Source organism: Bounagaea algeriensis (assembly GCF_054491375.1).
Genome location: NZ_CM137102.1, coordinates 1,183,660 through 1,200,183 on the forward strand (window position 1 = coordinate 1,183,660; position 16,524 = coordinate 1,200,183).

Here is a 16,524-nt window from a genome sequence, read left to right on the forward strand (position 1 = left end):
GCGAAGCGGTCGCGTGGTGCGACCGCCATCGGTGAGCTTGATCGGGAGGTCGTCCTGAGTCGACACGCGAGAGTGAGTTCGCGCGGCGTCGCCGGTGCGGGTGCATTGGCGGCGCCGCGACGTGCGCGTCGGTCCGGTCCGTGCACGGCGGGGGGCGGTCGCGCTCCGTGAACGGAATCGATCCGTCCCGCTCGGTCGGACGATCGGCGGACCGCACCGGGACGGTGTGGGATACTGGTGGTGGCCGTCCGGTAGAGCACCACCGAACGGTTCGACGACGAGGCCGCGGCCTGCGTGTCGTCGCCAGTCGGGACCTGGTGCGGAGGGGATCCGCTCACCGCTGCGCCGGCCGGCTCGCTGACGGGGAGGCCCACCGGGGACTCGTCGGCCCGGACGGGTGACGGGAAGCCGTGCCCGGGTGTCCGCGGCCGCAGCACCCGGGGCGCTGCGGCTGAGGAGCACCGGGCGGTCGTCGAATCCGCCGCGCGGCGTCTCGCCGGGGCGGAACAGACCGAAAAGGATTGCCGCCGTCCGCGGACGGCGGAAAAGACGAACAAGAACGCATGCCCCTGTGCGGCCCGCGTCGTTCCGGACGCGCCCGGGGGCGGAGGAGCTGGATGTTGAACACGGACACGCCCGCTGGGACACCCAGCGGGTCATCGCCCACACCCGCACGAGGGGACCAGGGTTCGCAGGAGACCGCCGCGAGCGCCGCAGCCGGTGAGGGGACCGGGCAGGGAACGTTCGAACTGCCGCCCAAGCTGCGGGTGCACGCGCTGGCGAAGAAGCTCGGCACGAGCAGCCGGGAAGTCATCCGGACCCTGCAGGGACTCGACGAGTCGGTGCGCAGCGCGCAGTCGAACATCACCCGGGAGGTCGCGCTGCGCGTGATCGAGGCGCTGTTCCCGGACCGGGTGGTCGCTGCGGAGGACGGTGCTGAAGGGGACGTCTCGGAAGGCGCCGAGGGCGTCACCGGGACGTCCGCCGCAGGAGCGTCCGCCGAGGCGGGCACCGCTGCGAGCGGGGCCGTTTCCGCGAACGGGACCGCCGCGCCGAAAACCCCGGAGCAGCCCGCGGCCGAGGCCGCCGCGTCCAGTGCTGCCGCGTCCAGCGCTGCTGCGGATACTGCCACCACCGCGGACGCCGCCGCAGCGCCCGCCGAGGAGTCCGCCGGCTCGGGCGAGAAGGAAGCGGCACCACCGCTGACCCCGGTGTTCGCCGCGCCGAACGCGACGTTCCTGGAGCCGGAACCGCAGCAGAACCGCACGGCCGCGGCCGAGTCCGCACCGGCCGCGTCCGGCTCCGAGCAGCGGACGACCTCGGACGGCTCCGCCGCTGCGGCCGACGCCGACGGTGCTCCGACGCATACCGCTGCGGACGAGACGGCTGCGGACGAGACGGCTGCGGAAGAGGCCGAGGACGAAGCCGCCGACCGGAGCGGCGACGATTCCGAGCAGGGCGGCAACCGCCGCCGGCGCCGCCGCGGTCGGCGCGGTCGCGGACGCGGACGCGGCGGGGAGAACGAGCAGGCGCTGCAGGAGCAGCCCGCCGAGGGCGAGGAGGTCGGCGACTCCGCCGGCGAGTCCCAGCAGGGCGAGTCCCAGCAGCAGGAGACCACCGCGGCCGCGGAGCAGGGCGAGTCCCAGCAGCAGGAGACCACCGCGGCCGCGGAGCAGGGCGAGTCCGAACAGGACGAGTCCGGTGCCGGGAACCGGCGCCGTCGGCGTCGGCGCCGCCGCAAGAGCTCCGGCGAGGAGGACAGCGGTTCCGGCGGCGGCTCCACGCGCGAGGACGACCCGCCGAACACGGTGGTCCACGTGCGCGAATCCGCGGAAGGCCGGCAGGAGAGCAGCGAGAACGAAGTCCGCTCGGTCAAGGGCTCGACGCGGCTGGAGGCCAAGCGGCAGCGCCGCCGCGACGGGCGGGATGCGGGCCGCCGCCGCGCTCCCGTCCTGTCCGAGTCCGAGTTCCTCGCGCGCCGCGAGTCAGTGGACCGCCAGATGGTGGTGCGCCAGCAGGGCGAGCAGACCCAGATCGCCGTGCTCGAGGACGACATCCTCGTCGAGAACTTCGTGACCTCCTCCGGCAGCGGCTCGCTGGTCGGCAACGTCTACCTCGGCCGGGTGCAGAACGTGCTGCCCAGCATGGAAGCGGCGTTCGTCGACATCGGCCGCGGGCGCAACGCGGTGCTCTACGCCGGCGAGGTGGACTGGGACGCCGCCGGCCTCGCGGGCAAGGCGCGCCGCATCGAACAGGCGCTGCAAACCGGCGACAACGTCCTCGTGCAGGTCACCAAGGACCCGATGGGGCACAAGGGCGCGCGGCTGACCACGCAGATCAGCCTGCCCGGACGGTTCCTCGTCTACGTGCCCGGCGGCAGCGCCACCGGTATCAGCCGCAAGCTGCCGGACAACGAGCGCAAACGGCTCAAGGACATCCTCAAGCGGATCGTGCCCGACGACTCGGGCGTGATCATCCGCACGGCTTCGGAGGGCACCAGCGAGGAAGCGCTGGACCGCGACGTGCGGCGGCTGCAGGCGCAGTGGGAGGTCATCAAGGAGAAGTCCGAGGCCAAGAACACGCACGCGCCGCAGCTGCTCTACGAGGAACCGGACCTGCTGATCAAGGTCATCCGCGACCTGTTCACCGAGGACTTCTCGCAGCTGACGGTGCAGGGCGACCAGGCCTGGGACACGATCGAGGCATACGTGCAGCACGTGGCGCCGGACCTGGTCTCGCGGCTGTCCAAGCACGTCGGCAAGAACGACGTGTTCACCGAGCGGCGGATCAACGAGCAGATCTCCAAGGCGCTGGACCGCAAGGTCTGGCTGCCCTCCGGCGGTTACCTCGTCATCGACCGCACCGAGGCGATGACGGTCATCGACGTCAACACCGGCAAGTTCACCGGCTCCGGGGGCAACCTGGAGGAGACGGTCACGCGCAACAACCTGGAGGCGGCCGAGGAGGTGGTGCGGCAGCTGCGGTTGCGCGACGTCGGCGGCATCATCGTCATCGACTTCATCGACATGGTGCTGGAGGCCAACCGCGACCTCGTGCTGCGCCGCCTGACCGAGTGCCTGGGCCGCGACCGCACGCGCCACCAGGTCGCCGAGGTCACCTCGCTGGGGCTGGTGCAGATGACCCGCAAGCGCGTCGGCACCGGCCTGATCGAGGCCTACAGCTCGACGTGCGAGCACTGCCGCGGCCGCGGTCTGCTCGTGTCCACGGATTCGGTGCACCACCAGCACCACCACGGCGGCGACAACGGCGGGCGAGGACGCCGCCGCGGCAAGGGCCAGGACGAGACGCGCTCCGATGCCAAGGGCTCCGACAAGGGGTCTGACAAGGGCTCCGAGAAGGGCGCTGGCAAGGGGTCGGACAAGGCCGCGGAGAAGAGCTCGGACAAGGGCTCCGCCAAGGGTTCGGACAGGAGCGCGGACTCCGGTGACGGCAAGGAGAGCTCGGGCGAGGCCGAGCCGCAGCGCGTCGACGCCAAGGCGGAGGGCAAGCCCGCGGAGGCCGCGCAGGACACGGCTGAGCAGCCCACCCGCTCCGCGGGGCGTCGGCGCAACCGCCGCGACAAGCGCGGTGCGCAGGCGCGGGAGGCCGGCAAGGAGACCCCGTCCGAATCCGCAGCGGAATCCTCCCCCGCGGAGCAGTCGGCCCCGGCCGCTGCGGAGACGGCGGCCGGGGCCGCCGGCTCTTCCCGGGCGGCTGCCGCGCCATCGGCCTCGGTGAACGGGCCGGACGGTTCTGCGGCCGCGTCGGGCCGGGATGCGCACGTGCCCGCTCCTACCGCGGAGCCGTCCGCGGCCACGGCCTCCACGAGCGTTGCCGCCGCGGGGACCGGGCAGGAGCCGTCCGCGGAGTCCGACGCGTCCGCGGCGAGCACGAACGGCAGCGCTGCGGGCGGCCGGGGTCGTCGCAAGGCCACCCGGTCGAGCGGCAGCACCAGTGCGAGCGCGCAGCCGGTGGTCGTGTCCAAGCCGGCCGAACCGGCCGATGGCGGGACCTCCGGACCGGTCGTGGAACCGGAGCCGGAAGCGCAGCCGGTGCGGCGGCGTCGCCGCGCGTCCTCGCGCCAGTCCGGACCGCCGCAGGAGAACTGACTCCGCCCATCCCGGCGGGGGTGTGTACTTTTCGCGCGAAACGTGCACACCCCCGAGCGGGGTGCTCGCGAAAGCTCGGCCGGTCAGTCCTCCTCGGCGAATCCGCGCACGTCGCCGCGTTCCTCGGTGGAGGGCATGTCGCCGGGCAGCTGCACCGGTTCCGGCCGCGGCCCCGCCGACCACGTTCCCCAGTGCGTCTCCGGACGAATGCGCAGGGCGGTCTCGGCCGGGGCGGCGCGGACGTAGCGCTGAACGCGGTACAGCGTCCCCCAGTCGCGTTCGTAATCGCCCCGCAGGTACGTGGGCAGTTCCCGCGCGGTGGTGGCCACGTTGAGCCAACCGAACGGGCCGCCGGCGTCCGGCGCCGACCACCCTTGACCGGTTCCGCGGAACTCCGTGCCGGCCGAGACGCGGTAACGCGGCAGCTCCGCAATCCCGTGTTCGAGGCGCGGCTGCCGCAGGCACGGGTGCACCAGAGCGGCGGGCCACTCCACGAAAGCCGGGTCCTGGCCGACGACCTCGGTGAGCGTGGACACGCGCGGTACGCGCGGGGCGCTGACGGCCACCCACCCCTCCGGGCCGAGCGCCGCGTCGGTGGCGACCACGCGCACCATCGTCGCCTGCCGGGCCCGCTCCGGGACGTCCCCGCGGTAGTCCCGCCAACCCGGCGGTGGTCCTTCGCGCACCGTGCTGCGGCCGAGGATCTCGAAACCTCCCGCCGTGGGCCGTCCGTACTCGAGCACCACCCGGTTGGCGTCGGATTCCTGGCCGGCCAGGCTCAGCGCCACCGGGCGATCGCCGTTGCGCGCCTGCGCCGGCAGCCCGTACCAGGGGGTGCGCAGCTGCCCGGTGTTCGTCCCGTCCGGGGCGTAGCTGCCCCACACCGGCGCCCGGTCGTCGCCGAACCCGTGCGGCGGGTGCCAGTTCGGCTCCTCCGGCACGGCCTCCTCGCTGCGGGGCAGGCGGGAGCGGTCGAATCCGCGTTCCGCGGGTTGCAGGTACTCGGGCCCGCGCTCCGGCGGCAGACTTCCCGGCGCCGCCGCCGTCGGTTGCTGTTCGGCAGGCGTGAGCACCCCTTCGCGCGGGTGCGGTTCCACCATGACCGCGTCGGAGAGTCCGCAGCTGGCGCCGACGAGCTGCTGCACGTTGTCCGCGCCGAGGCTGTACTGGCCGCCCTGCTCGGCGATGGCCTTGCCGAAGGCGGCCAGTTCGCCGAGCACGAGCAGGGCGCACACCAGCGACAGCGGTGCGGTGCCCAGCCGCAGGGCGCGGCTGCGCTGCTCCGGTCTGTCCTGTCGCGTGCCCGCGTGCGGCGCGCGCGGGTCGATGCGCACGTGTTCGATCACGGCGACGAGCGCGGCGATCCCGGCCAGCAGCAGGAACAGCGTGCTGGCCTCGTAGCCGCCGAGCGAGGGCGCCTTGTCGAACCAGGGCACGCCCCAGTTGGAGACGTACCACCACGCGTTCGGTCCGGTGGACGCCAGCGCGACGACGAGCATCAACCCGGAGAGGAACGCCGCCCGGTTGCGTCGCGAGCGCAGCACGGTGCTGCTCGTGGCCAGCGCGGTCAGGGCCGCCAGCCCGCCGCCGAAGGCGGCGAGGATCCCGAAGTGGTGCGTGTGCTTGGTGGGCGTGAGCGCCAGCACCACGAAGCACAACGCGGTCATCGCGATCAGCCGGCGACTCGGACCGGCCGCCGCACCGTTGACGCGGGTGCGCCGCGCGATCACGAACGCGCAGGTGGCCAGGCACAGCAGTATGAGCAGCACGGGGAACCGGCGGGTGAGCGACCCGTCCGGGATGGGGCTGAACAGCAGCGCGTAGCGGTCGAGCTCCTCGTACCAGTGGCTGTTCGGGCCGATGCGGGTCTTCAGCGCCATCGCGTCGAGCACGGAGCGCCAGGTCTGGTCCAGGTACACCAGCACGAGCACCAGGAATCCGGAGCAGGCCACCGGTGCGATCACGGCCCACCATCCGTGCGCTGCCGCGAAGCGGCGCAGCAGGCGCACCAGCGGGCGGATCGCGGCGAGGAACGGCAGCACCGCGACGAGCCCGTGCGGGTTCGCGGCGGTGGACAACGCCGCGGCCAGCAGCCCCCAGGCGGCCGGGGTGACCCGCTGGGAGGCGACGGCGCGTTCCACCGCGTACCAGGCGGCCAGGGCGAAGAACACCACGACCGGTTCGGGGCGCAGGCCGTTGTTGTACGGCAACCAGAACGCCAGGAACACCGCGGCGGCGGCCCAGCCGACGGCCGCGCTGCGCCGCAGCTGCGGGCCCAGGCGGGGCAGCATTCCCCGGCTGATGAGCAGCCAGCTGCCGATGGCCAGCGCCAGGGCGGGCAGGCGCACCCACGGGGTGGCCGTGGACAGCTGCACCCACCCGGCGTAGACCTCGTAGAACCAGCCGAACGGGGATTCCGGGTTGGCGAACCAGCGGTAGTAGTTGCTCACGTATCCGGCGCTCTCCCGCGCGCGCAGCATGCTGAGCACGTAGCCGTCGTCCGAGGTCATGGCGCCGATCAGCCACCACGCGAGCAGCGCGGCGAACACGGCGGCGTCGCGCGTGGACAACCGCGCCCACCTGGGGGTGGTCAGTCGCCGCGGGCGGCGTCCGGTGGTGTTGTCCATCCTGCGCAGCGCCGCCATCGCGATGGCGAAGGAGACCACGGCCAGCACGATGGCGGCGAGTTTGACCGCGGTCGCGGAGGTGTCGAACCGGTTGTCCACCCGGGCGTGCACCGCCAGGCCCGCCGTGTCGTCGACGTCGTCGTCGACGTCGGAGTAGATGCCGGTGAGCTGGGGGCGCTGGTCGCCGGAGGTTTCGGCCCAGGTCTGGCCGTTCAGGTCGGCGCGCAGGCCTTCGGCGTCGGCGTGCACGCGCACGGTGCAGTCGCCGGCGGGCAGGGCGCGGGAGCCGATGCTGCTGCCGGTGTTGAACAGCTCCACCTGGCCGTCGCGCGCCCGCAGCGCCAGTCCGGTCAGCTGGCCGTACTGCGACTCGGGCGGGGTGGTGGCCAGCACGACGCCGGCGTCGGAGCGGGCGTTCACGTCGCGCAGGGTGCTGCAGGGGATCGTCGCGTCGAACTGCAGTGGTGCGTAGGCCACGAGCGGGGCCGAGACGGCCTGCGTGCCGTTGGTGGGGGTGGGCCAGTCGAGCGTGGTGATGTCGTGCCGCACCGGCAGGAACGGGACGAGCAGCGCCAGGACCGTTCCGAGCAGGCCGGCCAGCACGGCCGCGCGACGCGCTGACGTGTGCGGTAGGCGGGGCACGTGGAGCACCATACGGCAGCTCGGGCCGCTGCGTAGTCGTGTTGTCACTCGTGGTGTTGTTCCACTCGGGGCTGCGCGTCCGCCGGGGCGGGTTTCGGCGGGGTTCCGTTCGCCTCCTGCGACGGTCTCCGCTGGTGGTCGGTCGGCCCGGTCGGCGCGGTCGAGCAGCGCGGTCGAGCAGCGGGGTCGAGCGGTGGGCGGCCCGGGCCCGACACGCGCGCACGCTGTCGGTACGATCGGGGAGCGTCCCGGAGGTTGGATGACGTGACCTCGGTAATCCGCGCCGGGTCATTCCGCGCCGGGTCATTCCGAGCCCGGTCTTGCCGGCTTTCGCCGCGGAACGCTGCGGTGCGGTGTGGCACGAGCGGGTCGTCGCCCCTGCCGCCTGGTGCTCCGAGCGGTGCCTGTACGATGGGTGGGAACTTCTCGCCGCCGTTGCGGGCGGAGAGACTGCAAGCCTGTTGCGGCGGCGATCGCCCGTGTGGCTCGGCTGTCGAGACAGGAACCACCGAGACGCTGCACCAGTGGCGTGTCGACCTCCGGCCTCCCGGTCGGAGTGGGGCGTAGCGCCGAAAAACTGGTGAAGTAGCGAAACCGAGCAGCAGGAGACTTCCGACTGATGTACGCGATCGTCAAGACCGGCGGCAAGCAGTACAAAGTGGCTGTCGGGGACGTCGTCGAGGTCGAGAAGCTCGATGGCGAGCCGGGTTCCGAGGTCAACCTCCAGCCGCTGATGGTCATCGACGGCTCCGAGGTCACGGTTGGCCCGGACAAGCTGGCGAACACGTCGGTGACCGGCCGACTGGTCGAGCAGACCAAGGGTCCCAAGATCCGCATCCACAAGTTCAAGAACAAGACCGGCTACCACAAGCGGCAGGGTCACCGGCAGAAGCTGACCCGTGTTGAGGTCACCGGCATCAACAAGTGAGGGCCTGAGTCATGTCACAGAAAAAGGGTGTATCGAGCTCCCGGAACGGCCGCGACTCGAACCCGAAGTTTCTCGGTGTGAAGCGCTTCGGCGGTCAGGTCGTCAGGGCTGGTGAGATCCTGGTGCGGCAGCGTGGAACGCACTTCCACCCCGGCTCCAACGTCGGCCGCGGCAAGGACGACACGCTGTTCGCGCTGTCCGAGGGCACCGTCCAGTTCGGGCGCTACCGCGGCCGGGACAAGGCCGTATCCGTGGTTCCGGCCGAGAGCTGACCCGCTCTCGGCCGATACGAATCCTGCCGAGGGGCGGGTCCGGGGACACCGGTACCCGCCCCTCGCTTTTTTGCTCAGGAGGCATCCGTGTCCGTGTCGCGGTTCGTCGACCGCGTGACCATCCGCATCAAAGCGGGCGACGGGGGTAATGGCGTTGCCTCGGTGCGTCGTGAGAAGTACAAACCGCTGGCCGGGCCCGACGGCGGGAACGGCGGCCGCGGTGGCGACGTCCGGCTCGTCGTCGACCCCGGGGTGCACACGCTGCTGGACTTCCACTACCGGCCGAACGTCGAGGCCAGCAGTGGCAGGGCCGGCAAGGGCAGCAACCGGCACGGTGCTGCCGGTGAGGACCTCGTGCTGCCGGTGCCCGACGGCACGGTCGTGCTGAACCAGCAGGGCGAGGTCCTCACCGACCTCGTCGGCGAGGGCACGACGTTCACCGCCGGCCGCGGCGGCCGCGGCGGTCTCGGCAACGCGGCCCTGGTCTCGCGGGCGCGCAAAGCGCCCGGCTTCGCCCTGCTCGGGGACCCCGGCGATCAGCTCGACCTGGTGCTGGAGGTCAAGTCCGTCGCCGACGTCGGCCTGCTGGGCTTGCCCTCGGCCGGCAAGTCCTCGCTGATCTCCGCGCTGTCCGCGGCGCGACCGAAGATCGCCGAGTACCCGTTCACCACGCTCGCGCCGAACCTGGGCGTGGTCACCGCTGACGAGAAGGCCTTCACCGTCGCCGACGTGCCCGGACTGCTCCCGGGCGCGAGCGAAGGCCGCGGTCTCGGGCTCGACTTCCTGCGGCACATCGAGCGGTGCGCCGTGCTGGCGCACGTGGTCGACTGCGCCACCTTGGAACCGGGGCGCGACCCGCTGACCGACATCGACACGCTCGAGCGCGAACTCGCCGAGTACACCCCGGCGCTCAGCGGTGTCGACGGGGTGCCGGACCTGGCCGATCGGCCGCGGGTGGTCGTGCTCAACAAGATCGACGTGCCCGAGGCGCGCGAGCTGGCCGAGTTGGTGCGGCCGGAACTCGAGGAGCGCGGCTGGCGCGTGTTCGAGATCTCCACCGCCGCGCACGAGGGGTTGCGGCAGTTGACGTTCGCGCTCGTCGAGGAGGTCGAGTCCTTCCGCGCGCAGCTGCCGGAGCCGCAGCCCGAGCGGGTGCTGGTGCGCCCGAAGGCGGTCGACGACGACAGCTTCACCGTCGAACCCGACGCGGAGGAACCGGACGCGTTCGTCGTCCGCGGTACCAAACCGGAACGGTGGGTGCGGCAGACGAACTTCGACAACGACGAAGCGGTCGGCTTCCTCGGCGACCGGCTGGCCCGCCTCGGTGTGGAGGAGGAGCTCGCGCGCCAGGGGGCGGAACCGGGCAGTCAGGTCACCATCGGCAGCATGACCTTCGACTGGGAGCCGTCCACACCCGCTGGCATGGCCGCCACGCAGGGACGTCGCGGCGGGGACGCCCGGCTGGAGCAGACCGGCCGCGTGTCGGCCGAGGCGCGCAAGCAGGCCAAGGAGCAACGCCGCCAGTCGCTCGACGCGGCCGGGGCGTACGTCGGTGACGAAGACGACATCGTCGAGGACGCCTCCGACGAGGAGGATGACGAGCAGGACGTCGACGGATGGGACGGTGAGGGGAGCAGCCGGTGAGCGGCCAGGAGCTGAGTACTCGGGAGGCGATCAGCGCCGCGCGGCGGATCGTCGTCAAGATCGGCTCCTCGTCGTTGACCACTCCCGGAGGTGGGCTCGACCGGGCGCGGCTGGACAAGATCGTGGACGCGGTGGCTGCGCGTGCGAGCGCCGGCGCCCAAGTGGTCGTCGTCTCCTCCGGGGCGATCGCCGCGGGCCTGGCGCCGCTGGGACTTTCCCGCCGTCCGCGTGACCTCGCCGCGCAGCAGGCCGCTGCGAGCGTGGGGCAGGAAGCGCTGGCCCGCGCTTACGCGGCGTCGTTCGAACGGCACCGGATGATCGTCGGGCAGGTGCTGCTCACCGCCGAGGACGTGGTGCGCCGCGGGCACTACCGCAACGCGCGGCGCACGCTGCACAAGCTGCTGTCGCTCGGGGCCGCCCCGGTGGTCAACGAGAACGACACGGTCGCCACCCACGAGATCCGCTTCGGGGACAACGACCGGCTCGCCGCGCTCGTGGCGCATCTCGTCGACGCCGACGCGCTGCTCCTGCTGTCCGACGTGGACGCGCTCTACGACGGGGATCCGCGGCGCAGCGACGCCAGCGTCGTGCGCGAGGTCTCCTCGGTCGCCGATCTGGACGGCGTGGAGGCCGGGGAGGCCGGCGCTTCCGGCGTGGGCACCGGTGGCATGGCCTCGAAGGTGCAGGCCGCGCGCGTTGCCTGCACCTCCGGTGTGCCGGTGCTGCTGACGTCCTCCGACCTGGCGGAAAGCGCGCTGCGCGCGGCCGATGTGGGCACCGCTTTCGCGGCCAGCGCGGACCGGCTGTCGCCGCGGCGGTTCTGGCTGGCGCACGCCGCCGGCAGTTCCGGACGGCTCTGGTTGGACTCGGGCGCGGTCGACGCGGTCGCGCGGCGCCGCAAGTCGCTGCTGGCCGCCGGCGTCACCGCCGTGGAGGGCGTGTTCGACGGCGGGGACGTGGTGGATCTGGTATCGCCGCGCGGGAAGACGGCCGCACGCGGCGTCGTCGCCTACGACTCGGCGGAGTTGCCTGCGCTGGTCGGGCGTTCCAGCCACGAACTTCCGGCGGAGCAGCGTCGCGAGGTCGTGCACGCCGACGACCTGGTGCCGCTGCGCTGATACGGCCGTTGCGGCGGCGGTGCGGTCACGAGCGGGCGCTTGGTGGCACTCCCGGTGTTCCAGCCATCGCGTGGGCTTGTTCGTTGCACTCCGTGCACGTGCTCCACAGCCAGGCGATGTCCGAGTTGTCGGCGGCCACGCGCGTTCCGCAGAGCGTGTCGACCTCCGTTCCGTCCGGGAAACCCCCGCGGGGACGTGGCATCAGCGTCGCGTGCCGCTTCCCCTCGCCGGGTTGCCAGCGAAACGGGTGGGGCATGACTGGATCACCGCCTGTTCGCGTCGGGTCGCTGCGGTCCGCCCGTCGCCGCCTCGCCCGCGATGGCGTGGCCGGTGGCGAGCAGTCCCGGAGTACGTCCTTCCCGACTGCGACGAACCCGCAGCCCGACCGTCCCAGCGACCGCACCCGGCAGTGACGTCGCGCTGCCGGGCGGCACGCTGCAACGCTATCGGGCCGCAACGCTTTCGAGTTGTGCGACCGGTCCGAGCCGCGGGTCCGCGCATTGGTCCGGCCCATTTTTCCCGTCTGATCGACACGCGCAATGACACGAACGGTCTTCCTCACTCGACCGGGTTCCACCGAACGTGTTTTCCGATGGCGGTCGCGTGTCAGCCCGTGCTGGCCAGGGCCAGCGGCAGCACCCCTGCAGCGCCGGCTTGCCGGAGCATGCCGCTGAGCACCGTCACCGTCCAACCGGTGTCGACGTAGTCGTCGACGAGCAACACCGGTCCGTCGAGGCCGGAGATCTGCTGCGCCAGCTCGTCCGGCAGCGCGAACCGCGACCACAGCGCCCGCACCCGGCGGGCGCTGTTCGTGCCGTGCGGCGCGCTCTCGGTGGTGGCGGTGACCTCGCCGAGCAGCGGAAGCCGTCCGATCGAGCCGATGCGCTGGGCCAACCCGCGGACCAGGTGGGGGCGCTGGCGCGACTCCACGGCCACGATGCCCACCGGTCGCTGTTCCCACTCCCACGCCGCGAGCACGCGCACGCACGCCTGCACCAGGTCCTCCCCGGGCGGCTGCGATCCGTCCAGCAGGCCGCGCAGCCGCGAACCCCAGGACAGGTCGGTCAACCGGGCAACAGCGCGGCCCGGTTCGGCGCGGTGCTCCGCAGCGATCCGACCGGAGGCGGGAATGTCGAAGGCGTCCAGCCCGCTGGGCCACTGCCGCCGCGGCGCGATCTCCACGCCGGGCCGCTGCAACCGCTCCTGCGCCTGGTTCAGGAGCTCCTCCGGCACGTCGACGTCGTGCTGCCTCCCGGTGCAGTTGTCGCACCGGCCGCAGTCGGCCGCTTCCGGATCGTCCAGCTGCCGCCGGAGGAACCGCATCCGGCACTCGCCGGTGTCCAGGTACTCCAGCATCGCCTGCTGCTCGGCGGCGCGCTGTTCGGCGATGCGTGCGTAGCGCTGCGCGTCGTAGTGCCACTCCTGCCCGGTGGCCTCCCAACCGCCGCGGACGCGGCGTACCGCCCCGTCCACGTCGAGCACCTTGAGCACCATCTCCAACCGGGCGCGCCCCAGTTCCACGTGCGGCTCCAGCGCCGCGGTGGAAAGCGCCCGGTCGGCGTTGCCCAGGGCCTCCAGCACCGCCCGCACCGTCGGTTCGGGAGGGAAGGCCAGCGAGGCGAAGTACCGCCAGATGTCCTGGTCCTCCGGGCCGGGCAGCAGCACCACGTCGGCGTGCTGCACACCGCGCCCGGCGCGACCGACCTGCTGGTAGTAGGCGATCGGCGTGGCCGGTGCCCCGAAGTGCACCACGAACCCCAGGTCGGGCTTGTCGAAGCCCATGCCCAGCGCGGAGGTCGCCACGACCGCCTCGACCCGGTTGTGCAGCAGGTCGTCCTCGATGCGCTGGCGCTGTTCGGTCTCGTCGCGGCCGGAGTAGGACACCACCTCGTGGCCCTGCTCGCGCAGGTGAGCGGCGACTTCCTCGGCGGTGGCGACCGTCAGCGCGTAGATGATGCCGGAGCCGGTGAACCGCGACATCCGATCGCTCAGCCAGGCCAGACGCGTCCGCGTGTCCGGCAGCCGCACCACCGACAGGTGCAGGCTCTCCCGGTCGAGGCTGCCGCGCAGCACCAGCGCACCGGTTTCCGCTTCGCCCGCGTCGTGCTCGCCCGCGCCGACGCCGAGCTGCTCGGTGACGTCCTCGACGACGCGGTCGTTGGCCGTGGCCGTGGTCGCCAGGACCGGCACGTCGGGCGCGAGTTCGCCGAGCAGGCCACGCAGGCGCCGGTAGTCGGGGCGGAAGTCGTGCCCCCAGTCGGAGACGCAGTGCGCTTCGTCGACGACGAGCAGGCCGAGCTCGGAGGCCAGCGAGGGCAGCACGTTCTCGCGGAACTCGGGGCTGTTGAGCCGTTCCGGGCTGATCAGCAGCACGTCCACCTCGCCGATGGCGACCTGCTCCTCGATCTCGCCCCAGTCCTCGGCGTTGGCCGAGTTGATCGTCGCCGCGTGCACGTCGGCGGCGGCAGCGGCGGCGACCTGGTTGCGCATCAGCGCCAGCAGCGGCGACACGATCAGCGTGGGTCCCTCGCCGAGCTCGCGCAGCAGCGCCGTCGCCACGAAGTACACCGCCGACTTGCCCCAACCGGTGCGCTGCACCACCAGGGCGCGGCGGCGGTGCAGCACCAGCGCGCGGATCGCTTCCCACTGGTCCTCGCGCAGCGAGGCGTCCTCCCCGGCGAGGGCGCGCAACCGCTCCTGAGCCATCTCACGCACGACGTGTTCGTCCATACCTCGATTCCTACCGCACCGCTGCGGCGTCCTCGGGCGCGGTGGGCACGCAGGACGTGCGGTGTGTCGGGACCGGTCCGCGATGCGGCGCCCAGCGGGCCGCGCACTGCCGCACCTCGCGCGCACGCCGTGCCCGCTGCCCGGCCGGCGTCCGCACCCGGCCGGTGCGCGCGCCCGCGCGGTCTCTAGCCTGGGACCGTGACCACCGCGAGGAATTCCGCAGAGACCCAGGAGGCGGCCGAGGGGACCCAGCTGCAGGAGCAGGTCCGCTCCGCCGCTCAGCGCGCCCGGGCGGCGTCGGTCGAGCTGGCCGCGGCCACGCGCGATGCGAAGGACGCGCTGCTGCAGGCGATGGCCGATGCGCTCGTCGACGGCGAGGCGGAGATCCGCGCCGCCAACGACGAGGACGTCTCCGCGGCCCGCGCCGCGGGCACCTCGGAGAGCATCGTGGACCGGCTGCGCCTGACCCCGGAGCGGATCCGGGACATGGCCGCCGGGCTGCGCTCCGTCGCGGACCTGCCGGACCCGGTCGGTGAGGTGGTGCAGGGCGGCACGCTGGCCAACGGTCTGCGGTTGCAGCAGGTGCGCGTGCCGCTCGGCGTCGTCGGCATGGTCTACGAGGGGCGGCCGAACGTCACGGTCGACGCCGCGGGGCTCGCGCTCAAGTCGGGCAACGCCGTGCTGCTGCGGGGGTCGTCCTCGGCGGAGGAATCCAACCGGGTGCTCGTGTCGGTGCTCGGCCGGGTGTTGCGGCAGCACGGGCTGCCGGAGGATGCGGTGCAGCTGCTGCCGTGCCACGACCGCGCCTCGGTGCACGCGCTGATCACCGCGCGCGGCCTGGTCGACGTGGTCATCCCGCGCGGCGGGGCGGGGTTGATCTCCACCGTGGTGCAGCAGGCGACCGTGCCCACCATCGAAACCGGGGTGGGCAACGTGCACGTCTACGTGGATTCCGCGGCCGATGTGGACACCGCCCTGCGGGTGCTGCTCAACGCGAAGACGCGGCGCACCAGCGTGTGCAACGCGGCAGAGACGCTGCTGGTGCACGCCGACGTCGCCGCGGAGTTCGTCCCCCGCGCGCTGGCGGAGCTGGGGCAGGCCGGGGTGACGGTGCACGCCGACGAATGCGTGGCCGCCTACGGCGGGCCGAGCGTGGTTCCGGCCACTGCCGAGGACTGGGACACCGAGTACCTGTCGATGGACATCGCCGCGGGCGTGGTCGACTCGCTGCAGGACGCGGTGGAGCACATCCGCGCGCACGGCACGGGCCACACGGAGGCGATCCTGACGGAGAACCTGCGTGCGGCGAACGCGTTCACCGCGCGGGTCGATGCGGCTGCGGTGGCGGTGAACGCCTCGACCGGGTTCACCGATGGTGGCCAGTTCGGCATGGGTGCGGAGATCGGCATCTCCACGCAGAAGCTGCACGCGCGGGGGCCGATGGCACTGCCCGAGCTGACCTCGACGAAGTGGCTCGTGCACGGCGACGGCCACGTGCGACCGGCCAGCTGATCCTCGCCCGCCGGACCGTCCTCGGCCGACTACCTGCCGCGGCGCACTCTGGATCCGTTCCAGAAAACTCAATTTTCATGAAAATTGAGAGCCGTCCCCACGCCAGCGAGTGACAAGTTGTCCACAACGCGCGCCGTGTCGGACTGGACACGGCGTTTCGTGGTGCACGGTGATCATGTGCCGCGACACGCGGCGGGCACCCCCGCGCGGCCTTCGCAGGTGCGGATTCCTAGGCTTGGAACCCATGTCGCAGCGGCGTCGCATCGGTGTCATGGGCGGAACCTTCGACCCCATCCACCACGGTCACCTGGTCGCGGCCAGTGAAGTGCAGGCCCAGTTCGGGATGGAGCAGGTCGTGTTCGTCCCCACGGGCCAACCCTGGCAGAAGAGCCACGAGCGCGTGTCCGCGGCCGAGGACCGCTACCTGATGACGGTCATCGCCACCGCCTCGAACCCGCGGTTCCTGACCAGCAGGGTGGACATCAACCGGCCCGGCCCGACCTACACCGTCGACACGCTCACAGATCTGCACCACCAGTACCCGGACGCGGACCTGTACTTCATCACCGGGGCGGACGCGCTGGAGCAGATCCTGTCCTGGCACCGCGCCGAGGAAGCGTTCGACCTGGCGCACTTCATCGGCGTGACCCGGCCCGGCTACTCGCTCAACGGGGCGCACCTGCCGGAAGGCTCGGTGTCGCTGGTGGAAATCCCCGCGATGGCGATCTCCTCCACCGGCTGCCGCGACCGAGTGCGCGGGGGCCTGCCGGTCTGGTACCTCGTGCCCGACGGGATCGTGCAGTACATCGCCAAACGCGGGCTCTACCGCGGGGACGGCCTCTCACCTGCACCGGAGTGGGGTCCGTGACCCGGGCGGTACAACGTGGGCACACATCGCGCGAGCAACGGCGCTGCTACGTCGATCCCAACGACTCGTCGACC

Annotated in this window: 10 protein-coding genes; 7 read left to right on the forward strand and 3 right to left on the reverse strand. The window is 72.3% G+C overall.

The genetic code is table 11. The features are described 5' to 3' along the window. Positions 1–617: 617 nt before the first annotated feature. Positions 618–4,109, forward strand: coding sequence for a translation initiation factor IF-2 N-terminal domain-containing protein (locus ACVGV2_RS05410; protein ID WP_459164946.1), 3,492 nt, complete (start codon positions 618–620; stop codon positions 4,107–4,109). Positions 4,110–4,192: 83 nt separating this feature from the next. On the opposite strand, the gene ACVGV2_RS05415 is transcribed toward ACVGV2_RS05410, so the two are convergent. Then, positions 4,193–7,378 carry an arabinosyltransferase domain-containing protein gene (locus ACVGV2_RS05415; protein WP_459164947.1) on the reverse strand — a complete coding sequence of 1,062 codons (3,186 nt, stop codon included), beginning with the start codon at positions 7,376–7,378 and terminating at the stop codon, positions 4,193–4,195. Positions 7,379–7,997: 619 nt separating this feature from the next. On the opposite strand from ACVGV2_RS05415, the gene rplU reads away from it, so the two are divergent. From rplU to proB, 4 genes are all read left to right on the forward strand, one after another. After that, positions 7,998–8,306 carry a 50S ribosomal protein L21 gene (gene rplU / locus ACVGV2_RS05420; protein ID WP_459164948.1) on the forward strand — a complete coding sequence of 103 codons (309 nt, stop codon included), beginning with the start codon at positions 7,998–8,000 and terminating at the stop codon, positions 8,304–8,306. An 11-nt stretch (positions 8,307–8,317) separates the two neighbouring features. Next, positions 8,318–8,578 (forward strand): 50S ribosomal protein L27, encoded by a 261-nt coding sequence (gene rpmA, locus ACVGV2_RS05425; RefSeq protein WP_459164949.1) that lies wholly within the window; start codon positions 8,318–8,320, stop codon positions 8,576–8,578. 93 nt (positions 8,579–8,671) lie between these two features. Beyond that, positions 8,672–10,222, forward strand: coding sequence for a GTPase ObgE (gene obgE, locus ACVGV2_RS05430; RefSeq protein ID WP_459165881.1), 1,551 nt, complete (start codon positions 8,672–8,674; stop codon positions 10,220–10,222). Continuing rightward, entirely contained in the window at positions 10,219–11,340 is a 1,122-nt protein-coding gene (proB, locus tag ACVGV2_RS05435; protein WP_459164950.1) for a glutamate 5-kinase, read from the forward strand. Before obgE ends, proB begins: the two co-directional genes overlap by 4 nt. A gap of 25 nt (positions 11,341–11,365) precedes the next feature. Here proB and ACVGV2_RS05440 read toward each other — a convergent pair whose 3' ends face one another. Both ACVGV2_RS05440 and ACVGV2_RS05445 read right to left on the reverse strand, forming a co-directional pair. Continuing rightward, the gene (locus tag ACVGV2_RS05440; protein WP_459165882.1) at positions 11,366–11,854 is read right to left on the reverse strand and encodes a zinc finger protein; all 489 of its coding nucleotides are present in this window, start codon (positions 11,852–11,854) and stop codon (positions 11,366–11,368) included. 92 nt (positions 11,855–11,946) lie between these two features. Then, complete coding sequence (locus ACVGV2_RS05445) at positions 11,947–14,070, reverse strand: RecQ family ATP-dependent DNA helicase (RefSeq protein WP_459164951.1); 2,124 nt, start codon at positions 14,068–14,070, stop codon at positions 11,947–11,949. A gap of 198 nt (positions 14,071–14,268) precedes the next feature. Here ACVGV2_RS05445 and ACVGV2_RS05450 point away from each other — a divergent pair, with 198 nt between their 5' ends. Further along, positions 14,269–15,582, forward strand: coding sequence for a glutamate-5-semialdehyde dehydrogenase (locus ACVGV2_RS05450; RefSeq protein WP_459164952.1), 1,314 nt, complete (start codon positions 14,269–14,271; stop codon positions 15,580–15,582). A gap of 244 nt (positions 15,583–15,826) precedes the next feature. After that, complete coding sequence (gene nadD, locus ACVGV2_RS05455) at positions 15,827–16,450, forward strand: nicotinate-nucleotide adenylyltransferase (protein WP_459164953.1); 624 nt, start codon at positions 15,827–15,829, stop codon at positions 16,448–16,450. The last annotated feature ends 74 nt before the right edge of the window (positions 16,451–16,524 follow it).